This is a genomic window from Vibrio sp. L5-1 (genome assembly GCF_021728315.1).
Taxonomy (GTDB): Bacteria; Pseudomonadota; Gammaproteobacteria; order Enterobacterales; family Vibrionaceae; genus Vibrio; species Vibrio splendidus_K.
In genome coordinates this window covers 20,714-42,761 of record NZ_JAKKCQ010000013.1, presented here as the reverse complement: position 1 = coordinate 42,761, position 22,048 = coordinate 20,714, and the positions used below count along the sequence as shown (strand labels likewise).

The 22,048-nt window shown below is 40.9% G+C and carries 17 protein-coding genes and 3 pseudogenes; 7 read left to right on the top strand and 13 right to left on the bottom strand.

Annotation, left to right across the window (positions count from 1 at the left end; all coding sequences use genetic code 11):
- Nucleotides 1–165: 165 nt before the first annotated feature.
- Together L3V35_RS23910 and L3V35_RS25570 are read left to right on the top strand one after the other, a co-directional pair.
- Nucleotides 166–507: pseudogene (locus tag L3V35_RS23910) on the top strand (hypothetical protein); the annotation flags it as partial.
- Between the two features lie 1,455 nt (nucleotides 508–1,962).
- Nucleotides 1,963–2,420 (top strand): annotated as a pseudogene (locus tag L3V35_RS25570) (metal-dependent hydrolase).
- Nucleotides 2,421–2,540: 120 nt separating this feature from the next.
- Here L3V35_RS25570 and L3V35_RS23905 read toward each other — a convergent pair.
- On the bottom strand, nucleotides 2,541–2,969 hold the full coding sequence (locus L3V35_RS23905) for a GNAT family N-acetyltransferase (protein ID WP_171388189.1): 429 nt from the start codon (nucleotides 2,967–2,969) through the stop codon (nucleotides 2,541–2,543).
- Between the two features lie 91 nt (nucleotides 2,970–3,060).
- A complete protein-coding gene (locus tag L3V35_RS23900) occupies nucleotides 3,061–4,347 on the bottom strand; it encodes an opine metallophore biosynthesis dehydrogenase (RefSeq protein WP_237300758.1) in 1,287 nt (428 codons plus the stop codon).
- 467 nt (nucleotides 4,348–4,814) lie between these two features.
- Here L3V35_RS23900 and tnaA point away from each other — a divergent pair, with 467 nt between their 5' ends.
- Nucleotides 4,815–6,230 (top strand): tryptophanase, encoded by a 1,416-nt coding sequence (tnaA, locus tag L3V35_RS23895; protein WP_237300775.1) that lies wholly within the window; start codon nucleotides 4,815–4,817, stop codon nucleotides 6,228–6,230.
- Nucleotides 6,231–6,298: 68 nt separating this feature from the next.
- Here the strand turns inward: tnaA and L3V35_RS23890 are convergent, their stop codons facing one another.
- The 4 genes from L3V35_RS23890 to L3V35_RS23875 form a co-directional block, all read right to left on the bottom strand.
- The gene (locus L3V35_RS23890) at nucleotides 6,299–6,937 is read right to left on the bottom strand and encodes a winged helix-turn-helix domain-containing protein (protein WP_237300757.1); all 639 of its coding nucleotides are present in this window, start codon (nucleotides 6,935–6,937) and stop codon (nucleotides 6,299–6,301) included.
- Between the two features lie 115 nt (nucleotides 6,938–7,052).
- Nucleotides 7,053–7,229 carry a hypothetical protein gene (locus L3V35_RS23885; RefSeq protein WP_171750932.1) on the bottom strand — a complete coding sequence of 59 codons (177 nt, stop codon included), beginning with the start codon at nucleotides 7,227–7,229 and terminating at the stop codon, nucleotides 7,053–7,055.
- Nucleotides 7,230–8,048: 819 nt separating this feature from the next.
- Nucleotides 8,049–9,122: a ParB family protein gene (locus tag L3V35_RS23880; protein ID WP_105058899.1), complete on the bottom strand. Its 1,074-nt coding sequence runs from the start codon at nucleotides 9,120–9,122 to the stop codon at nucleotides 8,049–8,051.
- The gene (locus tag L3V35_RS23875; RefSeq protein ID WP_108167740.1) at nucleotides 9,122–10,321 is read right to left on the bottom strand and encodes a ParA family protein; all 1,200 of its coding nucleotides are present in this window, start codon (nucleotides 10,319–10,321) and stop codon (nucleotides 9,122–9,124) included. Before L3V35_RS23875 ends, L3V35_RS23880 begins: the two co-directional genes overlap by 1 nt.
- A gap of 236 nt (nucleotides 10,322–10,557) precedes the next feature.
- Between L3V35_RS23875 and L3V35_RS23870 the strand changes: the two genes are divergently transcribed.
- From L3V35_RS23870 to L3V35_RS23855, 4 genes are all read left to right on the top strand, one after another.
- The gene (locus L3V35_RS23870) at nucleotides 10,558–11,688 is read left to right on the top strand and encodes a carbohydrate porin (RefSeq protein WP_237300756.1); all 1,131 of its coding nucleotides are present in this window, start codon (nucleotides 10,558–10,560) and stop codon (nucleotides 11,686–11,688) included.
- A gap of 162 nt (nucleotides 11,689–11,850) precedes the next feature.
- The gene (locus L3V35_RS23865; protein WP_171388193.1) at nucleotides 11,851–13,107 is read left to right on the top strand and encodes a DUF3440 domain-containing protein; all 1,257 of its coding nucleotides are present in this window, start codon (nucleotides 11,851–11,853) and stop codon (nucleotides 13,105–13,107) included.
- Nucleotides 13,097–13,735, top strand: coding sequence for a ParB/RepB/Spo0J family partition protein (locus L3V35_RS23860; RefSeq protein WP_171388194.1), 639 nt, complete (start codon nucleotides 13,097–13,099; stop codon nucleotides 13,733–13,735). Before L3V35_RS23865 ends, L3V35_RS23860 begins: the two co-directional genes overlap by 11 nt.
- Nucleotides 13,736–13,951: 216 nt before the next feature.
- Complete coding sequence (locus L3V35_RS23855) at nucleotides 13,952–15,250, top strand: aromatic amino acid transporter (protein ID WP_237300755.1); 1,299 nt, start codon at nucleotides 13,952–13,954, stop codon at nucleotides 15,248–15,250.
- Nucleotides 15,251–15,740: 490 nt separating this feature from the next.
- Here L3V35_RS23855 and L3V35_RS23850 read toward each other — a convergent pair.
- The 7 genes and pseudogenes from L3V35_RS23850 to L3V35_RS23820 all read right to left on the bottom strand — a co-directional run.
- A pseudogene (locus L3V35_RS23850) lies at nucleotides 15,741–15,958 on the bottom strand (IS110 family transposase); the annotation flags it as partial.
- Between the two features lie 77 nt (nucleotides 15,959–16,035).
- Nucleotides 16,036–16,869: a DMT family transporter gene (locus tag L3V35_RS23845; protein WP_237300754.1), complete on the bottom strand. Its 834-nt coding sequence runs from the start codon at nucleotides 16,867–16,869 to the stop codon at nucleotides 16,036–16,038.
- A gap of 10 nt (nucleotides 16,870–16,879) precedes the next feature.
- Nucleotides 16,880–18,154: an opine metallophore biosynthesis dehydrogenase gene (locus L3V35_RS23840; protein ID WP_237300753.1), complete on the bottom strand. Its 1,275-nt coding sequence runs from the start codon at nucleotides 18,152–18,154 to the stop codon at nucleotides 16,880–16,882.
- Nucleotides 18,151–18,939, bottom strand: coding sequence for a nicotianamine synthase family protein (locus L3V35_RS23835; RefSeq protein ID WP_237300752.1), 789 nt, complete (start codon nucleotides 18,937–18,939; stop codon nucleotides 18,151–18,153). The genes L3V35_RS23840 and L3V35_RS23835 overlap by 4 nt, the downstream gene beginning before the upstream one ends.
- 20 nt (nucleotides 18,940–18,959) lie before the next feature.
- Nucleotides 18,960–19,727 (bottom strand): ABC transporter ATP-binding protein, encoded by a 768-nt coding sequence (locus L3V35_RS23830; protein WP_237300751.1) that lies wholly within the window; start codon nucleotides 19,725–19,727, stop codon nucleotides 18,960–18,962.
- On the bottom strand, nucleotides 19,727–20,788 hold the full coding sequence (locus L3V35_RS23825; RefSeq protein WP_237300750.1) for an iron ABC transporter permease: 1,062 nt from the start codon (nucleotides 20,786–20,788) through the stop codon (nucleotides 19,727–19,729). Before L3V35_RS23825 ends, L3V35_RS23830 begins: the two co-directional genes overlap by 1 nt.
- A complete protein-coding gene (locus L3V35_RS23820; protein ID WP_237300749.1) occupies nucleotides 20,781–21,788 on the bottom strand; it encodes an ABC transporter substrate-binding protein in 1,008 nt (335 codons plus the stop codon). Before L3V35_RS23820 ends, L3V35_RS23825 begins: the two co-directional genes overlap by 8 nt.
- Nucleotides 21,789–22,048 lie beyond the last annotated feature (260 nt).

The following is a 22,048-nucleotide window of genomic DNA, read 5'->3' as shown; positions in this document are numbered from 1 at the left end:
GATTTGGTTTATGGTTGTGGGTGCTTGGTGATTTACAGATGTTAGGAATGGGAAGAAGGTCAACGCGTGTTGATTAATGTTTTCCTTATATGGATTAGTTTATTTGGGTTCAGTGCTGCTTACGCCAATGATTGGGGGATGAGTATCCCTTGAGAAGAAGCTGAGTTGCTTCCGTCAGAAATCAAGTCTTACGACCCCCCCCCTACTTTAAAAGTTAAAAGGTTAAGATCCCCACTATAATGTCTCAACCCATACCCTCCCGCCGGCACCAAAAGTGGATCCGGATTTAATTTTTAATACTGTACTTAAGTGCTACCCAGAGAAGAGTAAGCTTGGTGCTGGCATGAAATTCAATATCGATGAATATGACCCAGAAGGATGGCTTGAAGCCACAAAGCATTACATTGGGGTTATTGGCAAGATGCCGTTTTACTCGACAACTGAACAATCTCGCGAGCTGAATGGGAGTATCAACGTCGTATCGCCACAGTTACCTCAGTAGCAAGCAAGCTATCGATCGATAGAAACTAATGGGGCTTTATCTCTTTTTGGTGGTGATGTGTGAAGCTACATATACCGATTGGATTGTGTATATCGGAGCATTCTGATAATCCATTTAGGTTTAAACCGATCACTGATTCCCGCTGTTTTTCAAGCAAGTTGTCGTTTTTTTACAATTCAGTAACACTAATGGTTACGCTGCACTTTTTAGGGTCAAGTACACCTCATAGATATAACTCCAGTCTCTTGTTTGCCGATTCTGCCTGGATGAGCCAATTGAGTCTGGCCGTAGATTTATATACGCTGACGGAGAGTCTCGTTATCCTCGCTGCATTGTCTCTGTTGAGGTGTTATATACTTTATGCTCATTATTTACCAATCTACAAAGTTATCCATCCAACATTGAGCTTCTTCAATGGAAGATAACCCATCAAGTGGCCAAGAAGGGCAATACTTTATTGGTTTAAACAACGACTCTAAGTATGGGTTGTCATTGCTTACTCAAGGCCTAGAGTAAGGTAAGATCTACTACTCCAAGGGCATACATCTTTGCAAGTATAGTGTAGCTTCTCATAGGAGCACCGTTGTCAGAGTGCAGTGCTCCTATGAACGCACCTTTCTCGCCATATTGTCCTTTGGAGTAACTCTGCTTCCTATTCCCCCAATTCCAGACCTGATTTGGTTTGCATACTTTGGAGCATTGCAGGTATCTAAGATCTGCTGTCTTTCTGTTTCTGATTGCTTGTTGTGAGGCTCATTTTTATGAAGGTGTTGTCGCTTGTCGTCTGAGATTTCTCCTGTATTCTGTGTCCAGCGCTGAAACGTTCGTATGGACAATCCAATGGGTAGTGCAAGCTGTTGTCTTTGTTGTCCCCTTACGTACAGCTTCGTCAACAATAGTGACAATTTTAAGCCGCTCTGGAATAGGAATCAGTCTTCCTCGCTGGTTTCCCTGAGGGCATTGAACTTTTCCCGCAGAATCAGGTAATAAAGCCGTTTCAGTGCGTGATTTCTCTTTACGTGCTAATTCTTTTGTCTAGAGTTTTTATTTTTCGGCGATATTCACGTAGTTGCTTATTTTCATTGTGTGATAATGAGGAGGCCGATGTTGTACTCTGTGCCTTGATTGATAGTGTTCGCCTGGCTTTAACGTCATCGACAAATAACCCTTTAGCTTACAGTATTCAGCCAACTCTCGTTCAGACATTGTTGCAGTATCAATTACGATGAAAAATAGCTGCTCTGTTGAATAATCAGTTGTGTTATTTTCTAATGACGATTCTGTTGATAATAGACCGCTTTCAACAAGTTCATTTATCCACTTAGATACCATGGAAGGACTCACTTCTAATTCTTTAGTAATTAGGAATGAGTCCAATTATACGGTGGTAACAACCAAGTTTGACCTTTACCTTCAAAAACTCGCTTTCCTCTCCGCTCTACTTCCGATACTTATTCACAATTAAATGGCTCAATCACACATTAATTGTTGGCGCTATTTGCGCTGTAATTTCATCGCCTCATTGTGTTGAAGGTGTAACTGCCCCCAATTGGTTTGAATACGTGCTTAAGCTTGGTAATAGACACATCAAGCATCGAGGCTCTACGCATGTATTTACTCATGGTTACTCGCTGCCCTCGCCTTTATTTCGGTTTAGGATTCCTACGGGATCGGGATGGCATTTGCTTGGGGCGGCGCTAGCCATATCTTGATTGATGTGATGACAGTGTCTGGGGTCCCTTTCTAGCCTTACAGCGACAGAAGTTTTTATTTGTTTGGAGGAATATTTCGGACAGGCTACCCAATTGAATATGCTATTTCGGCCGGAGGGGTGATGGTGTGTACTACCCTCTCCCACCTTACTTGTGGGACTGGTTTTCACCTTTTCTTTTTTGATTGGGGATGCATGTATCAATAAGGTGTGATTGAGGCGCTTGAATGGAAAGCTAATCGTTTTAGACTAATTTAAATACGGGGAAAAGTTGTCAATGCTCAGCCTGAGCATTGACAACTTTTCCCCGTATTTTGAAAGATAATATTAGTGGGTTGATTTGTGTTTTTTCCAATAATCAAAACTATTGAGTAGTGCTAGTTCAATACCTTGTCCGTGATATTGACACGATACATAGAACCGTTCGATATAAGCATAGAAAGATGGAGCTCGTTGTTGGATTACTGGCTTTTTTTTAGGATAATGAACACTGATTATTAGGTAGCCTACTATTTGTTTCTTTTTTGTTTCAGCGACAAAAAAATAAATGTTTTTATTCTCGATCTTTTCTTTCATCAAGGATTCGGTGAAAAGTAAGTCAATAATTCTTAGATTACTTAAGTTGTAATCATTCAAGCTGTATTCGTTTTGCTCTCTGTTGTAATGCCTAATTTTACTGTGGCTGCCTGCCAGCTGTTCATGACATAGAGCATTGATAGAGGATATGTCGTTGATAGTTGCTTTTCTTATTCGCACCTTAATCTCCTTTTCCTTCGTTACTTCTTGTGAAGCAAAACAGTAAAATGCTAAGCAAACACCTTCTATGCTTATAGTAATTAAGGATAATTTATTGGCTGAGAGAAGGTGTCGCATAAACGTAGTATTCATAAGCGCGTTGTTTTAAGGCTTGGATTAATGTACTGGGTAGGTTTCTTTCTTTTACCCAAGATTCAAATACTTCTATTGATTGAAAGGTGATAGAAGAAACAAGGCTAGATTGTTGAACTAAGTGATTAAGCCAGTAAAGTGTCTGCAAATCTTCTAATGGTGCTCTAGGTAGTTGTAGTCGTCCTTGCCTAACCTTTCCCTTGAGATAAGGTTTAGCTGAAACCTCAAAAGTGTTTTTTTTTGTGTTGGATTCTGAAAAAGGGTCTGGGTCTATCAGTATTGTGCTATATCGGACATAGAGTAGGTACTCTTGCTCCATCTCACTAAGTTCATTGAAAGAATCTATTTTATTCCTTGGAATTGTAACCTCATGTATAGGGAAGTTTTCATCATTGAGCAACTGAAGCAAGTTGATTGGTTCCGCTGAGTAATGCTCTAGTAGTCGAGAAATTGATTTCCAATGATGTAGTAATTCTTTGATCAACCCCATGGTGATAGGGCCTTCGGGATAGAGCTTGTACATATATTTAATGTCTTCTTCGTTTGAAATAATATGATCTAAAGAAAACGTATTGATTAAAAAAGCAGGATGTACATAAGTTGCGATGTTTCTGCCTTCTACACTAAATGGGTTATCAAATAGGATGACTTGAACTTCAACTTTTTCTAAGGCGTTTCTTAAAGCATTAAACAATACCTCATTGGGTTCGGAGAGATAAATATACACCCTTTTTTTCACAGTTTTAGTCGTGACAGTAAGGGGGTGCTGTGTTGTTGGATTATATGAAAAATGAGACGTTGCAAAGTAGCTAGAAAAAAGAATGATATTTGGAGATGCCCCTTTCTTTTTTAACATCCCTTTTAGAATAAGACACCCACCGATCATGGATGACATAAGGATGATTTGCTTTAGATTTTTTAAGCAGAGTTCAGAAAAAGAAGCCAGCACATCACAATAAGCGTGAGCGGGAGTCGCTAGGACTAACGTATCCCAGGAAGAGGGAAGGGGAGATAAGTCTGTATAAAGCTCATCAAATTTAATAAGACCAACTAGTGGTGCTAATTGTGGATTACTTACTTCACAGTTAGCAACGTTTTCGTGCTGTCGCATTAGTCTTTTTCTATTCTCCCATTGATGAGAACTTTTGCTTATGAGAGCTATTTTTTTGCTAAAAGGAGAAAGAATCTGACTGGTTTGAATGCCGGCGGGTCCTGCGCCTACAACTAATGTATTGCCTAGAATCATAATAAAATCGCTATCTCTATTTTACCAGAAAGGTATCTTTATTTTCTTTATCAATACCATGATTTTCTATAGTAAAACTATAGAGAATATATCTTTTATTTAATTATTATTAATAATAAAAATTAATGACTTAGCTTTACTCTCCTTCTTGCCAATTGCGCGTGAATTTGAATATTTTCTTTCTTGGGAAAGCGCAATTTTTTGGCCTCTCCAGTTCCATTTTTTACTTAATATACCTTGTTTATTAATAGTTAATTTACGCTGAAATTAATATCCAAACCCATTTTTTGGGTTAATTTTAATGAGGTTGGATTGAGAAAAGCTAGAAGCGCCTTAATCCGTAATTAACCAGGGTGGAATGTACTGACTACAGAGTTTTAGTTATGCCTTCCCCAAGCACTCATTTAATAATAAAAATGTCTGGAGAAATACCTATGTCAGTAAGTAGCAATAATCAAGAACATCCGATGGATTCACACTATTTGCCGGAGCCTTATCGAATCAGGGTTATTGAACCAGTTCAAAGAACAACGGAGCGAGAACGAGAGCAGGCGCTGATGAAAGCAGGGTACAACCCTTTTTTATTAGAGAGTGACGATGTGTTTATCGATTTGCTGACTGATAGTGGTACAGGTGCAGTGACGCAAGCCATGCAGTCTGCAATGTTGAGAGGTGATGAGTCGTACAGTGGCAGTCGAAGCTACAGGACACTTAGTCAAGCGGTAAAAAATATTTTTGGTTATAATTTTACCATCCCCACACACCAAGGGCGGGGAGCTGAACAGCTATATGTCCCCGCTTTGATCAATAAATGTGAGCGAGATAAGGGGCTAGAACGAAACAAAATGGCTGCATTTTCAAATTACTTTTTTGATACCACACAAGGGCACACCCAACACAATAACTGTCGAGTGATCAATGTGCCTTTACCTGAAGCTTTTAATACTAAAATTAAAGCAGACTTTAAAGGTAACTTTGATTTGAAAGCGCTCGCAGCTGGAATCGAAGAGGTTGGAGCTAAAAACGTGCCTTATATTGTGAGCACGATTACTTGCAATTCTGCAGGTGGCCAGCCAGTCTCTATTGGAAATCTTAAGGCTGTTTATGAATTAGCGAAATCTTATGATATCCCTGTTGTTATGGATTGCGCCCGCTTTGCTGAGAATGCTTATTTTATTAAGCAGCGTGAAGTAGGCTATTCAGAGTGGAGTATTCAAGAGATCACTAGAGAAGTGTTTAAATATGCCGATATTTTTGCTATGTCAGCAAAAAAAGATGCAATGGTTCCTATTGGGGGGCTACTCGCTTTCAAAGACGATAGCTTCTTAGATGTGCAGTTGGAATGCAAAACGTTATGTGTGTTATTGGAGGGCTTTCCAACATATGGAGGCCTCGAAGGTGGGGCGATGGAACGTTTGGCTGTTGGGCTTTATGATGGAATGGAAGAAGACTGGTTAGCGTCACGCTTGCAGCAAGTCGAATATTTAGTTAATGGCTTAGAAGCGTTAGGGGTTCGTTGCCAGCAAGCGGGTGGGCATGCTGCCTTTGTTGATGCTGGTGCATTATTACCTAATATTTTACCAGAACAGTTTCCGGGACATGCTTTGTCTTGTGAGCTTTATAAGGTGGCAGGAATTCGAGGTGCAGAAATCGGTTCTTTATTACTAGGGTGTGATCCTGAAACAGGAAAGCAGCTTCCTTGCCCAGCTGAATTGTTTCGTTTAGCTATTCCCAGAGCAACCTATACACAGGCCCACCTTGATTACATTATTGCCGCTTTTAAAGAAGTAAAGAAACGTGCTTCATCGATTGCAGGTTTAAAGTTTACTTATGAGCCTAAGGTATTGAGACACTTTAACGCTACATTTGAACCTGCACTTTAAGTCGTGCCCCTTTGCATACAGCAAAGGGGCTGTTTCTCTTTTTCTGAAAAATTAAAGAGTAATGAGGGTTATGGGTTAGTGTGATAGCTTTCTAGGGGCTGATAAACTAAGTTGTTTTGAGAGGCTAAGATGATGAATTTAAGTTCATCTTTTTTAGCTAGGCAGATTTGGCTCGATTGCTTATTGACGTTGACGTTGACGTTGACGATGTCAAATGTGTGCCAAAAGTAGAAATAGCTGATTATTAGTACAGAGAGGGTAGTAGAAGATAAGACCACAAGAGCCCATTGATAGAGTCTTAGGTAGTTATTGGATGTTCTTTTGAAATGGTTAGAATGAAGTGATTTTATCGGTTTGGGTGGGTCTAGAGAAGTTTCAAACTCAGGGATATGGAGCTTGTAACCTTTTCTTGGAACATTAACGATCTTTATACTATCAAGTTCTAATACTTTTCTGAGGTTGGTAATAGCGACTGGCAAAGAGTTAGGGCCGATGATATCCGGGTTACCCCATGCAGCAATGACTAACTCTTCTTTAGTCGAGATAGATTCTTCTTTTTGGATCAGAGTTTCTAATATGCAGCTTTCAGGCAGGGTGATTGAAAATGATTTTTGATTACTGAGAATGAGTTGAGCCCCCGATTCGTCTCTTTGCAATACGCAATTACCTATAGGTAGTTTTACGTTGTCCAATTGTGCTCTTAACATAGCATTTCTCCATATTCTTAGGGGGGGTTATTAGGTTATATCTAGACTTAATATAATGTTTCATATTTTGAATTGAAGTGTGAGTTTTTTAAAAAATGAAATTGTGCCACCAATTTCATATTAAGCTAAAGGTGAGATCTTTACCTCTTTTTTCTTCTAAGTAGATTTGCATCCAACGCCAGTCTTTATCCTTACAGGCTTTAAAGGTGCAATGAACATTTTTGCCCTCAACGATATCATTGTCGCAGAAGTCGATAAATGATTGGAAAGAACGGCATATAAGTGTCTCCATACCCCAAAACTCCTTTTGAGAATGTATTCATATCGTACCCTTTCAATTTATAGTTATACATTCTGAATTTTTAATAAAAAATGATTATTAATAAACGTGTTTAACCATTAGTTTGTACTGATTTATATTATTTATAGATAAACCAGTATAATAACATTAACTTATACGTTATTAGCTGGGTGAGTATATGAAATTATAAATTCTTTATTTGTATAGGATAGAATCCTTCAAAAGAGCAGTCCTTATGAGGTCATGGTTTTTTTTAGTGTAGTAGGAAATAAAAGGAGGGTGAGAATACTAGAAAATAATCAGTTGTTGATGTTTGTTACGGTGGTTCTTCTTTACGCCTTCCAGCTATGCTTTATAGTGTCGCTCAGACGGTTTTGCTACGGTTTTTAGTCACTTCCCTCGTAAAATCTTTTGGGATAGCGTGTTTGTCGATGTTCTCAACCCGAAAGTAGCATTATTTTGCTTTTCTTCCCCAGTTTGTAGCGCAAGAATCGGAAATATAGATTGTTTTAGGGTGGGATTAACTCAAGGTCTTTGAGTTCATTTATTAGCCATAAATTAATGGTTTTTTTGTCAGGTTTTAACCACCATTTAAACGTTGGCTCACCTCGAGTCAAGCACTCTGCACTTAGCCAATTTTTTTGGATATAGAGGATGAAGTCATGCTAAGTCTAATAATGAAGTTCCCCAAACCTATTTTGTTATTAATGGCTTAGTCGTGTTACTTGTAGTCATCCTATTTTTTGTAGGATTCTAGTGATTATAGAGAAGGAGAAAGGCTCCGAGGAAATAGAGCCTTTTTTGAGAGGGTTACTGATGTTTACCTAGTATTGATTGGATAGCTTCATCAAGTTCAGCTTGAACATCCTTGGATAATCGCCCAAATTCATACGAGAAGTTACGGCCTTTCACTCTTTTACGTGCGAACATACCTTTGCTGTCGAATTCAGCTAACAAAGTCACGGTAGCTTTGTCTGATTGTTGTTTGGTTTCAACAATCTTTAACTCAGTTTTAATGCAAGTAATCAGCTCGTCTTTGGCGTCTTCTTGGCTCTGCTCAGGCTGAGCATTGACAGCTTTACTGGTTATTTTTTTTATGAAATTACTCAAAGCTTTATTATCATTGGTAAAGGCTTTCATCACTTTAGCTAGCAGTGAATAATCAGTATGAGACAAGTCGTTAACGACAGGGAATAGTGCAATCAATTTACTGTCAATACTGGCTGCTTTTAGCGCTCGACCTACTGCTTGGCGGCTTATATTTAAGATTTTTGCCGTATCCTCTTGAGTGAGTTCGCCGTTCTTCATGAGAGTTTGACACTGTAATCCAATTTCGCGCTGGTTGTGCTCTTTTGCGGTTTGCAACTGTTTTGCTAGTGCTTTGGCATCGGCAGTAGACAGTTCGTCTTGGGTGACGAGAATTCGAAATGTTTTTACGCGGCCTTCTTGAAATAAGAACCAAGCACGGCGGCGAGAGCCATCAAGCACATCGATACGACCATCTATTTCGCGACCAACAGCAGGGTAAAACTGTTGAAACTCTAACGAGTTTAAATCTTCCAATGACTCTTTGGTTAGCAAAGATTGGTCACGGCCATTAACATCAAAAGTCACAAAAGAGTTCTGCTTAACCTGATCGTGTGACAATGTCACTTCGTTAAAGGTCGCTGTTGAACCAGAAGCTAGTTGCCAAACCATTTTTTGGCCAACGGACTCTAATCCGAATGTCGCTCTAAGGTAATCTTCAGCGTTTTGTCCACTTTTTTCTAGCTCAGTGCTGAGTTGATTTGTGAGTGTGTCTAAATTAGCTTTGGCCGCGGACTGTTGTGCTTGCGCTGAACCAGGAGCATTGCCTAGAGGGCTACCGCCACGTTTTTTCGCCATTATTTGTTCTCCTGTTCACGCCAAACGTTGAGAAGATCGCGCAAGATCTGGCTTGTCACTTCATAGCTGTTTTGTTGCGCGCTTTGGAAGGTTGCTTTGCTTTTCGGGTATTCACTTTTGGACAGGTCAAACACGGTCGAGAGTAGGGAAGATGACTGGCGGACAGCTTCGCTGTGCTTAAACTCTTTAGAGTACAAGTAAGGAGAGAACTGATCGTACAGGTTATTCATTAATTCGGTCGTGGTTGAGCTATCACGATGGTTAGTAAGTAGTATTTTCATGAAGTCGTAGCCTTCATGGTTTGCGTTCTCTAACAGCGCCCACACTTGTGGAATGTAACTGAAGTAAGAGCAGGTAGCATCAATGTCATTCTCTGTAATCGACAAAGGGAACACTACATTCGTTGCGGCAAAATACGCGTTAAAGGTCGCATAGCCGAGCGAAGGTGGGGTATCGATAATGATGATATCGAACTCGTCTTTAACGTTATCTATGATGTCTTTTAGTAGTGAATAAGGTGAAGCTAAGGTTTGGCCGAACACTTGCTCATGAAACCAACCTTCCATCGCCCGATCACTTTGTGCTGCAGGTAAAATGCGTAAGTTTGGGATAGTCGTTTCAAGAAAGGCTTCAGAGATAACTTGTTCAACGGTTTCACCTTCATCAAGATCGAAGGTTTTCATCATCAGATCACCAACAGACAAGTTACCTTCTTGCTCGGCTTCGGGGGCGTAATACATTGAAAGTGTGGCTTGGCCATCCATATCTATTAAACCAATACGGTACTCTTGGTGAAACTCGGTCGCTAAACCTGATGCGATAGTTGCGGCAGAAACGGTTTTGCCAACCCCGCCTTTTTGGTTCTGGATAACCATCACTTGCGTTTTTTGCTGCTCACTGCGTATAAACTTATCGTCTTTACGTAGATTATTTGGCAGTAGGTTACGTACCTTGTACATTTCCGCGATATCGATCGACCATTGGGAGTCTTCATGACGACGAGGATCTATCTCAGCGGCAGTAACGTACCGATCAAGCGTTTTTGCATCAATGCCAAGGTAGGTTGATGCCTCTGCTCGGGTGAAGTTACGCAACTCTTTGCGGTGATTAGCCAGTAAACGTTGATTGCGACGTTGAATATAAGCGTCTGCACCGGTTTTAAGCGCTTGAAACGTGGTTGTAGTGTGTTGGTTTTCCATTTCTGCCTCCATATAGGAATGAGAAATAGTATATACCTCATTTTTTGATGTTGGTATCTAAAATTGAGGGATTTTTTATTTTAACAAATGATTATGACAAATCAATAAAGCAGAACACTTAAATTATTTATTAATTACAAGTATTCATTTTCCAAATCCGTATTAATAATCGACTGAATAAAAATAAAGTTGAGCTGAGTCGTACAACCCCATGACAACAACAGGAAGTTATTGATATGAGAGAAAAAGTCCCATTTACGGAGAAAGCCAAGCGTTTTTGGTTAACGCTTGTCGGTGCTGGCGTTTTTATCACACCAACGTGGACGAGTGCTGCTGAAGAGAAGGCTCTAAAGGGTGCGGTGGATTACTATGTGTTTGGTTTAACGTCGAGTGAAAACTTGTCGGATCAGGAGAGCAGCGCAGCGGCTGGCATAGCACGCATTACATTAAATTGGCTTGCATATCAAAAAGAGAGTGATACTGGAGCTTTGCAGCTGAGGGTCGATCATAAGCACGGTTATACAGATAGTACGCCCTATGAGTTTGTCATGGCTAATGTCGGAGGGTTTGGTTTAATCCAACCCGCTTTTAGTGATATAGGTTTAAGGTTAACGAATCTTTATTGGACACAAACCTTTAATAAACAATCTACCGATATGATGGTTGGTTTTTTAGATGCGACTGATTATGTTGATACTTATCAGTTGGGTAACCCTTACTATGGTTTTTCTAACTTACAGTTTAGTACCGGTTCCGGTTCCATCCCAATCCCAGATGAATCAACATTCGGCGGCGTTCTACGCCATATGATGTCGGAAAATTATTATTTTTATGCAAGTTTCTCTGATGCAAAAGCTGATTCGACTAAGCCTTTCGATGGTGTTGAACAGTTCATTAATGATAATCAATACTTTAAGTCCCTAGAAATAGGTTGGGTGGAGTCGAAAGACGATTTTTATTTGAAGAATTCACACCTAACCGTTTGGCACAGTGATGGGCGAAAAGAGCAAGCTAGCGAAAACTATGGCGCAAATTGGTCGTCCATATATAAAACGGGCTCATGGATACCATTTTTCAGAGCCGGTGTCGCGCAAGGACCTGAGGCTCTATACAAATCTTCTGTCGTGTTGGGCACCGGATATAGTGGGGTAGGGCCTGGTCTGCTTGGTATTGCTGTTGGTTGGGCTAAACCTAATAGCCCTAGGGTAGTGGACGAATCTTATAACTCAGAAATTTATTACCGAATGAATTGGGGGCCGATTTCCCTAACCCCTAACGTGCAATATCTTTATTCTTTACCGAATAACTCAAAAGCTGATGACAGCTGGGTTGTTGGTTTAAGAGGTAATATTCACTTCAGTTTTTAATGTAAGCCAAGCCGCTCTTCCCTACACCACAAACGGAAGAGAGGCCCTTTACTGTGAAGCTTTAAATCGGTGCTTAGAAATTAAATTAATTACCAATAATTAATTTATAAAAGGCACGGGATTTATATATTTTTATTTGAATATTAATAAATTGGCGGACCTATGATTACCAAGGGCAGAAGAAAAGGTTCCTTCTCTCGAGACAAGATTCAGCTGGATTACAATGTGCTCGAAGGAGCGCGCCAAAGAATATTGTACCTTCTCGATAACTTTAGCCACTTTTATGTCTCGTTTTCCGGTGGGAAAGATTCTGGTGTTCTTTTAAATTTAACTATCCAAGAATCAAAAAAACGTGGTCGATTACCTGTTGATGTACTCATTGTCGATTTCGAAGCCCAATACCATGAAACTCATGCTTTTATTGAGCGTATGGTACTTCGTGGTGAAGTAAATCCATACTGGGTTTGTTTACCGCTGAGCTTAAGAAATTCAATTTCACAATTTCAGCCTAAATGGCTTTGTTGGGATCCTGATAAGGAAGCGCAATGGGTCAGAGAGATACCACAACATGAAGGCGTGATTTCCGATCTGGAGTATTTTCCGTTTTTTAAAAAAGGTATGGAGTTTGAGGATTTCGTCTTTAAATTTGCTCGTTGGTACCAACAAAAGAAAGACTCGCCAATTGCTGTGCTCATTGGTATACGAGCGGATGAGTCTTTACATCGTTTTAAAACCATTAAAAATCGTGCCAAAAAGAAATTAGATGATAAATATTGGACGACTCAAATGCAGAGCGATGTCTACATGGCTTACCCTCTTTATGATTGGAGAACTCCAGATATTTGGATCGCTAACTCGCGCTTCAATTGGGATTACAACTGTATTTACGACTTAATGCATAAGGCTGGCGTTCCTCTTTCACAGCAACGGCTTTGCCAACCTTTTGGGGATGAGCAAAGAAAAGGGCTTTGGTTATATCAAATTTTGGAGCCTCATACCTGGCAAAAATTAGTAGCCAGAGTTGAAGGCTGTAACTTTGGCGCTCGGTATTCAAAAAATCAGGGCCGTATCCTTGGTTATTATCGCTTTGAATTACCACCGGGGCTTAGCTACCGGCAATACAGTAAATACCTTCTAAAAACTATGCCGCCACATGTTGAACAACACTATCGTGATCGAATTTTTAAATTCTTACAATGGTGGCGTAAAAACGGTCCTCAAAAAGGAGTGACCTGCATCCCCGATTACGCAGAGAGTAAATTGGAATCTAGGAAGCAAGTTCCTAGTTGGAGAAGAATTTGTAAAGTACTGATTAAAAATGATTATTGGTGCCGAGGACTCTCTTTTGGGTACAACAAGTCCTTAGCAAAGCAATACCATGCCCTCTATGGAGAAGAGAGTAATACTAATGAAAAGTGAGCCTATTCTAGCTTATCAGCATCGTCCCAAGAAGCCTTTGAAATCTATCAATCACTCGAACAAACAAGTAATTGATAAGGTAGCAATTTACAATAAAGCCGCCAAAGTACTCATCGAGCTTATTCCTGATTTACCGCCGGCTTGTCATGTTGAAATGCTTCCACTTGATGAAATAGAAGCTAACCAATACAACCCGAATAAAATGGCGCCTCCAGAAAGTAACCTCCTAAAAACGTCGATGGAGAAAAATGGCGTAACTATGCCTATTTTGGTCAATCGTTTAAAGAATGCAGCGAAAAAATACGTCGTTATCGATGGCTTCCATCGTTATCAATTACTGTTAAATAACCCAGAGTTACAAGCCTTAAAAGGTTATATCCCCGCAGTGGTACTTAATTTACCTGAAGAAAAGTGTATGTCGGCATCTGTTCGTCATAACCTTGCGCGAGGCTCCCATCAAGTAGAGCTCACTGCAGACCTTATCATTCAGCTTAAAGAAATGGGTTGGACGAATAACAAAATTTGTTACGAACTTGGGATGGACCAAGACGAGGTTTTACGATTGCAGCAGGTCACAGGCCTGGCTGCAGCCTTTAAAGATCAGGATTTTTCCCGCTCATGGGAATAATCCTTTAGTAAGATGAAAACCAAGACGAACTTTATTCTGTTTAAGTCAGATTATGTGCCTAATTTAGTATGTAATTATTATTTTTTTCTAAGATTTAAGCGCTAGAGTTCAGATTCTAGCGCTTTTTAATAGTCATCCTTCAGAAGAATTAGATAGAACGGATGGGGTGATGTTCATACATAAAAGCAATGTCGGACTAATGAAAGGTAACCACTTATGGATAGTACAAAACAGGTTATGGACAGTGCAAAACCAGCAATAACAACCAAGCCGCCTTCACTTATTGGAGGTGCTTGCATCGTCGCATGTATTTGCGTTGGTGCTGGTATGCTTGGGCTCCCAGCCGCTGGGGCTGGAGTCTGGACCATCGGGGCTTTAATGGCTTTGGTTTTCACCATGATTATCATGACAACCAGTGGTTGTTTATTGCTCGAAGTTTTAAAAGATTACCCTTACCGGTCATCTTTCTCTTCCATAACGAAAGATTTGTTAGGTAAAGAGGTTAATTTCTTTAATAACCTAATGATTTACTTTGTTGGGGGGATCTTGCTGTATGCCTATATCACCTCTTCAGGACTAATTTTGAATGAATATTTTGGTATTGCCCCCCAACTAGCCTCCATCCTTTTCGTTTTTATCTTTTCCGGGCTAGTTTGGCATTCAACAAAAATGGTCGACCGTATTTCGATTGTGCTAATGCTTTTTATGATCATTAGCTTTAGCTTTGGCACCGTAGGCCTTTGGTTTAATGTTAATCTCAGTACTTTGCTTGATACTGCTCATCTGAAATTTGAGTATGCGCAATACGTTTGGGTCTTTTTCCCCATTGCCTTGACTGCGTTTGGGTACCACCATAGCGTCTCAACATTACGAGATTACTACCGTGAGGAAAGGCTCGCACAAAAAGCCATCATAGGTGGAACGATCATCGCTCTTTTTACTTACACCGTTTGGTTAATGAGTATTTATGGGAACTTACCAAGAGTAAGTTTCGGACCTATCATTGCCGAAGGTGGCAATATAGATACTTTACTCATTAGCCTAAAAGCAGTATTAGCAGAAGAGACGTTATCAAATGTCATTAGCGCTTTTTCCGCGGCCGCTATTTTGTCGAGTTTTATAGGAGTTGGCTTGGGGGTATTCGATTTTTTAGCCGATTTATTCCAATTTGATGCCACTTCGAAAGGCAGAACCAAAACTTGGGCGGTCACATTTATTCCGCCGTTGATTTTCTCTCTTCTCTTTCCTTTCGGCTTTCTTGCTGCAATTGGTTATGCTGCATCGGCCGCTGCAATTTGGGCATGTATAGTACCGGCCTTGTTAGCAAGGAAATCGAGGCTGCAAGTAACCTCTCACAATTTTGAGGATAATGAAGAAGGTCATAAAAAATCAAAGCCTTACCAAGTACCGGGAGGAGAGTTGGTGTTGGTTGGTGTATTTATTTACGGTGTGGTCATCATTGTGATCAATATATTAGTTATGTTCGAAGCACTGCCCGTTTTTGAGGGAGTTTAACCTTAATTACTTAAGTGGCACACCGTGCCACTTAACTACCCGCATTAAAACTGGTTTTGTTGCGTCATTTATTGAAACTAAATTCAGAACCTCGATCTGCTCATCTACATTCACACTCTCTCGTAGCCTTATTCCTAAAATTCTTAAAAAAACAACTGATTGGGTTCAATATAACTAATCACTCATTAACCGTGGTTCTCTGACCTTTTAGATTGATGAAGATGCAGTATGGCTGGGCGCAAAGCAAGTTGTAACATATATCGAACTATTTCTAGGTCATCTGTGCGACCTGCGCCATGATGTATTCCGCTCCTTAGTGTCTATTCAAAGTCACGGTTTCAATGAACTTGTTACGTAATAAGATTGTCGTAAGGGTAGTTCATCGTTTTTCATCAGCTATTGTACTCAGTTGCGTATTCAATAAGTACCTTTTCAATTACATAGGCTTGAAAGGCGATTAACGTCGTACTCACAATCAGTGACTAAAACATGCCGAAAATTGCCGACCATTCTGAAATGTTTTCACCAGAACTAACTTCACTAACAATCGAAGCAGTTAAGATCGGGTCAAAGCTAGGGATATTCTTAATCGCCTTGTCACTCGGACTCTGTTGGCTCAGGTGTAGTGATGCACTGAATTTTGCCGCTAATGTTGATAAAGTCACAGTATAAGGTTTGCAGTAAGTTTCTCATTACGTGGGATAACTCAGTTAAATCAACCACCACGAAGGTTTATCTATTTGGGCTTGTTTTATATACAAGGAGCCATTAATTACTTAAGTGAGCTATTGTTTCTTCAAAGAAAGGTATATACATGCGAATACAATAGTGATGCTGCCTAATGCCGTCATCCAGTCTGGAATCTCATGCCAAAAAATAACCCCCCAAAGTAAGTTGAAGACCAGACCGATATAGCGGGTGACTGCAACCACTCCAGCATTTTCATGACTGAATGCTTTTGTTAAAAAAACTTGCCCAATCAGTGATACAACACCAATGGCAATCAGATAAATCCAGGCAAGGCCCTGTGGTATCACAAACTCATCTTTCATTAAGTAACCTGATACCAGCATAGCAGTGAAAAGAAAGTAGAAAACAATCTCGTAAATATGGTGGGTCTTGCTTAGGTGGCGAATAGTAATAGAGGCTGCCGCTGCGAAAAAAGCACTTGCTATCCCTGCTAGTGCGTAGAGATTAAACGTGTCAAAGTTAAAAGGATCAACAATTAAAGCGACTCCGACTAAAACGAGAGGCAAAAGGAGCGCCGCTTTTCTAGGCAGCTTTTCGCCTAGAATCAGGCTGGAAAGCAATATAACGAAGAACGGGGACAGGTAAGCCAAAATGATGGCATCCGTTAGAGGCATGTGGGCAATGGTGTATACAAAAGCCAGCAGATAAAACGCCCCAAACAGACCTCGGAGCAGAAGCAATGGAATACCCGTGGTAGAAAACCTGATATTTGTTTGCCACATTAACCACGAAATCAGAACCGTTCCTATGGCGCTTCGAAAGAAGACAATTTCAGAGCTAGGAATCGTTAAGCTGGCCGCTTTAATAAGTGCGTTCATAACACTAAAAATAAAAGCAGAAAATATAGCTAACGTTACACCGTTACTCATGAGTCTCTCTCTAAAGCTCGTTTGCTCGGCGTACCCACTTGAGGTATTTTTGCGCTTGAGTGTGACATTCTTCAATCAAGAGGTTAGGGAGTTGAGACTCTCTTAACCAAGATTCGAACATGGCTAATACACGGTTGATGCTCGGTAATGCAATCCCATGTTCTATACCCAATACTTGAAGCCAGTAAAGAGTCTGTATATCTTCTCTGGGTATTCGAGGTAAATACAATTCGCCTTCCTCTACCTTGCCTTTGGTGTAGGGCACGGCAGAGAAGTCGAAGTAGCATCCATTGGTATCCGGTTTAGAAAAAGGATCTATCAGAATCGCACTATATCGTACGTAAACTAAATATTCCTGCTCTATTGGTGTGAGCGACATGAATTTTTTAATTTGACTACGATGGATGGTTTCTGGATGCACAGGGTAGTTGTCATCATTGAGAAATTGTAACAAATTAAATGGTGTTCCGTTAAAGTGCAGCAGCAATCTTGATATATCGCGCCATAGTTCAACCAAAGTGTGAATGGTTTCGGTTGTGATCGGCCCCTCAGGGAAAAGTTTGTACATGTACTTAACTTCTCTCGTCTCACTTAAGATATGATTGAGCGAGAATGGTGTAATGAAAAATGCGGGGTGAACGAAAGAGGTAATGTTTCGTCCCTCGACGCTAAATCCATTTTCCAACTCGACAACTGCGACACTGACATCTGCTAAAGTTTGAGCCAACAGATTCAGGACTGCACATTCAGCTTGACTGGAGTATGCATAAATACGTTTTTTTACTGCTTTTGTAATGACACGAATCCCAGCTTGTCCAGTTATGAATTTAGTGGCTGCAAAGTAATTGGAAAACACTAGCACATTAGGGGCTAAACTCAGCTCTGCAAAAAAACCTTTTACAAGCTGGTGCCCTCCAAATAAGGATGAAATGAGAACCACTATTTTTATAGTGCTTAAACAAGATTTGGGTAAAGCTACCAGAACATCTGCATAAGCATGAGATGGTGTGACTATAACTAATGTATCCCATTCTCCACCTACTGCTCGTAAATCTTCAAAAATAGCATCAAATATCACTTGTCCAGCCAGTGGCTCCAAAGAGGGTTTTGCAGCAATAACATGTGCAATACTTTCGTTGTGTAAACTTTCGAACATGGCTTTCCAGCGCTCGGATGAGCGGTTTACTAACCCTAATTGTTCGCACTGGTTTTTAATGATTTTTGCTGTCTGAAATGCGGCTGGACCTGTGCCTACGATTAATACTTTTCCTAATGAAGCCGTCATTCTGCTCGCTCCATCAAAACGGTATCATATATAGCTGTATCGTTTGGGATCAGTTTTGTTCCCCATCCTTCAATGAGGTTAGGGTTAAAAGGGTAATTGAATGCGGATTTCAAACCGTTGCCAAACCGGACTAAGATACGGTGAGAGCGGTTAAGGTGGGGTTGAAGTTGCTTAAGTAGTTCCCATTTGTGTTCTACTAAAGATGCGATTACGACATGGGTTGGTCGAAAAGAGACGAACTCAGTAATTAGATCTTTGCAGCTAAAAGTGGTCGACAAGTGAGATAAGTCTAGTTGATTCGCCATCGTCACTGCTTGCTCATCAATATCGAGGCCATGAACTACAGCACCGGTAAACTGAGATATAGTGAATGCAGAAATCGGATACGAACCAGAGCCGATAAACAGCACTCGTGAGTTGTTTCCAATCCCTGCGTTCTTTAGTTCAATTTTGGTGTTTTCAGACAGTTGGTATAAATATTCACTGAGATTGAGCTGATGCTCTCTGGCACATTGGGATTGATGCTTCTCCAACATACACAAGGCTTTTATGGTAGTTTCACGAAGTTGTTTAATTCGACGGTCATGCTCAGGGGTAACCTCCAACTCTTTGCTAATGGCCTGAGGTTTTTCTTGCAAAATCCAAGAAGATAATTCATCCAGTTTCTCCTGCAAAAGGGCAAAACACTCACAATTTTCAAGACTGTAGTGCGTCAGAGCTTGGATCTGAGATTCAAATGTAGATATAGCGAGTAATAATTGATAATGCCTGTTAGTCATTGTCATAATAAATTCCAATTACGCTTTTAATCAGTGTCAAGGATCCGAATTGGGGTGACGTGAGTATGCCCATGTACGCAACAACCTACGTTCACCTGAACCTGATATATCTGGCTGAGCCTTTCAGAATCGAGCACGTCTTGTGGTTTACCACTGTGTTGTACGACGCCATCACTAAGCAAAAGAAGGTGGTCGCAGTACCGAGCTGCAAGAGAGAGATCATGCAGTACTGCAATGGTGATGATACCTCTTGCTCGTGTATATTGACGAACAAGGTCTAAAATTTGAACTTGATGCCTAAGATCTAGGGCACTTGTTGGTTCATCTAAAAGCAAGACGTCGGGCTCAGCAACCAGCGCTTGTGCCAAGGAAACTAGCTGTTGCTGACCGCCACTGAGCTGAGAAAACTGTCTTGGAGCGAGATTTATCAGACCTAAATAGATAAGGATGGATTCTGCTTTTTGTTCTTGTTCAAATGTGACATTCCAGCCCAGCTGATGCACAAAGCCAAGCAACACAAACTCAAAAACAGTTAATTGACAGGATGATTTGTTGAGCTGACACAGGTACGAGAAGGCGCTAGGTGCTAACTTTTTTCCGTCCCCTCCACTGGAATTAACCTTCCCATCAGAAGGAATAATGCCCATGACGGCCTTGAGTAAGGTCGTCTTTCCTGCACCATTTGGGCCTAAAATAGCAGAAAATTCTCCGCCCCAAAAGTGCGCTTCTACCTTCTCCAAAACGAGTTTTCTTCCTACGGTGACGGCGAGATTATCTATTGAAAGTGACTTCATTAGATAAACCTCCTGCTTATTAGAAAATAAAGAAGTATCGGGACACCTATCAAGGATGTGACGATACCAATTGGAATGATAGTGCCTGGTACGATCAACTTAGCAACAAGGGACGAGGTACATAAAAGCAACGCGCCCATCAATGCGGCCAAAGGTAAGTAGAAACGCTGATCTTCGCCGACTAATATTCTTGCGAGGTGAGGGGCTACTAAGCCAATGAAACCAATGGTTCCGACAAACGACACTGCGCCCGCAGTTAATAAGGAGCAAAGCAGAAACATCTGTAGCCTTAACTTGCTTGCCTTAATCCCCAAAGCCAGTGCGCGATCTTCGCCCGAAGTGAGGGCGGTAAGTGCCCACACTTTCGACAGCGCAAAGAATAAACTGAACATGAAAACGACTCCTGAAACAAAGAAGGACAACCAACTCGCTTTCAACAAACTGCCAAATAACCAAAAAACAATTTGTTGTAGCACCTCTGGTGACGCTAAATATTGGGTTAATGACTGGAGAGCTTGGAAAAAGAACAGAACGACAATACCCGATAAAATGAGTACTTTGGTGTCCATATTTCGACTCTTACCAATAAGGTAGATCGCTAGGCTCGCTAATCCAGACGTCAAAAACGCGGCAAACGGCACGCCTAACCAATGCAAACCAAACACTGAAAAACCGGTTAATAAAGCCATGGCAGCACCGAATCCAGCAGCGGCGGAGATGCCAAGGGTATAGGGGCTTGCTAGGGGGTTGGCTAGCAGGGTTTGCATCAGGCCGCCAGCGAGGCCGAGTGAGGCACCAACCATGATACAGGTGAGAGTGATGGGGAGCCGAAGTTGCCAGACGATGAGTGTTGATAAGTTGTCACCAGAGGGGCCACCAAGGAGAGCTTCAAGAACTTGCTCAACACCGAGCCACGATGATCCAGTACCAATATCAAACAAAGCGGAAAGGCTCATCGCCAGAAAGGTGACCAGCAAAATCTTACTCCGCTGCTTCTGCATTCGTTGATAAATACCGCCGCTGGAATTAAGGTTAGACGTCATTTTAATGCTTTTATTCATGGTTTACTTCCACCTGAATCATGAAAGTGCCTTTGAGCGCTTGCGGCATGTAGTTCTTAAAAAAATTTTGGTGTAATGTCTTAGGTTCAATGTCTTTAAATGCTTCTGGGTAAATCGACTTCGCTAGGTATAATAAGAAGACGTGATCGTAAATAGTACGAGTTCCTGAGTGGTACATACCGTAAACGTCACCATTTTGAACCGCAGTGAGTTGTTTCCATCCAGGACGGTTTAGGTATGGGCGGTATCTAGCCTGCACTTCTTCCATTGTGCTGTCGAAGCCAAGCAGTGCGCTGTCGCTATGCTTAGCCCAGTGGGCTCCGGATATAAAGATTACCTCTGGATCTTGACTCAAAACATATTCGGGCGTTAGCTGAGCAGAACCTTCAAACATCCCACTGGCGATATTATCGGCACCCGCCATGTTCAAAAGGTTGCCCCACATTGTCGTTGAGTAAGATTTACCGTATTCACTCGGCCCACCTGTACCCGCTTCAACATACACACTGCGTACTTTTTTGTTTTCCAGATGTTTCATAACACGTTGTTTTACCAGGTTAATGGCGCTTTCGTATTCTGTTGCAATAGTCTCTGCGCGCTCTTCTGCGCCCATTACTTGACCTATAATACGTGCACTAGCAACGTGGTTTTCAAGCGTTTGAGCGTTGAAGTCCACAACTACAACTTTGATGCCACTCTTTTCAAGGATTTCAACTTTTTCATCAAGAGCCTCATATTGCCATGCCGCAATAAGCGCAACATCTGGCTTAGTTAATAAGAGCTTCTCGAAATCAAAAGTACCAGTGTAAAGAGAGCCTGAATCGATAATCGTTTCTAACTCTGGAATGATTTTTTTATATGTTGCCCATTGAGATTGACGGTAATCTTTCCAAGAATTTTTTGGGAAAATAGCCACTTTTTTGTACGCATCTGGTCCCACGATGGCCAGATAGTCTTCAAAATAAAACCCTAGGAAAATATTGCTTGCTGGTTTTTCCAAATCTATCTCCCTTCCGAGTACGTCCTTGACGTGAATCGAAGCAAAAGCCTTGGTAATACAGCTCAAAGCCAAAATTGCAATGCTGAGGTATTTCAAGTTCAAGTGATAACTACAACTACATTTCATTGATATTATCTCTAATTAATAAAACACAACTCACATTAATTGTTATGTTATAACGTTTTAAATTAATTATTGATAATTAATTCCAAGGAAGTCGGAGAGGCAAAGCTTGAGGTGAATGGCCATTTTATTTTAAG

Bases quoted from the DNA above. Each gene is read 5' to 3' on its own strand.
- L3V35_RS23900 (WP_237300758.1), bottom strand. From the start codon at position 4,347: ATGATTCTAGGCAATACATTAGTTGTAGGCGCAGGACCCGCCGGCATT.
- tnaA (WP_237300775.1), top strand. From the start codon at position 4,815: ATGGATTCACACTATTTGCCGGAGCCTTATCGAATCAGGGTTATTGAA.
- L3V35_RS23890 (WP_237300757.1), bottom strand. From the start codon at position 6,937: ATGTTAAGAGCACAATTGGACAACGTAAAACTACCTATAGGTAATTGC.
- L3V35_RS23885 (WP_171750932.1), bottom strand. From the start codon at position 7,229: ATGGAGACACTTATATGCCGTTCTTTCCAATCATTTATCGACTTCTGC.
- L3V35_RS23880 (WP_105058899.1), bottom strand. From the start codon at position 9,122: ATGGCGAAAAAACGTGGCGGTAGCCCTCTAGGCAATGCTCCTGGTTCA.
- L3V35_RS23875 (WP_108167740.1), bottom strand. From the start codon at position 10,321: ATGGAAAACCAACACACTACAACCACGTTTCAAGCGCTTAAAACCGGT.
- L3V35_RS23870 (WP_237300756.1), top strand. From the start codon at position 10,558: ATGAGAGAAAAAGTCCCATTTACGGAGAAAGCCAAGCGTTTTTGGTTA.
- L3V35_RS23865 (WP_171388193.1), top strand. From the start codon at position 11,851: ATGATTACCAAGGGCAGAAGAAAAGGTTCCTTCTCTCGAGACAAGATT.
- L3V35_RS23860 (WP_171388194.1), top strand. From the start codon at position 13,097: ATGAAAAGTGAGCCTATTCTAGCTTATCAGCATCGTCCCAAGAAGCCT.
- L3V35_RS23855 (WP_237300755.1), top strand. From the start codon at position 13,952: ATGGATAGTACAAAACAGGTTATGGACAGTGCAAAACCAGCAATAACA.
- L3V35_RS23845 (WP_237300754.1), bottom strand. From the start codon at position 16,869: ATGAGTAACGGTGTAACGTTAGCTATATTTTCTGCTTTTATTTTTAGT.
- L3V35_RS23840 (WP_237300753.1), bottom strand. From the start codon at position 18,154: ATGACGGCTTCATTAGGAAAAGTATTAATCGTAGGCACAGGTCCAGCC.
- L3V35_RS23835 (WP_237300752.1), bottom strand. From the start codon at position 18,939: ATGACAATGACTAACAGGCATTATCAATTATTACTCGCTATATCTACA.
- L3V35_RS23830 (WP_237300751.1), bottom strand. From the start codon at position 19,727: ATGAAGTCACTTTCAATAGATAATCTCGCCGTCACCGTAGGAAGAAAA.
- L3V35_RS23825 (WP_237300750.1), bottom strand. From the start codon at position 20,788: ATGAATAAAAGCATTAAAATGACGTCTAACCTTAATTCCAGCGGCGGT.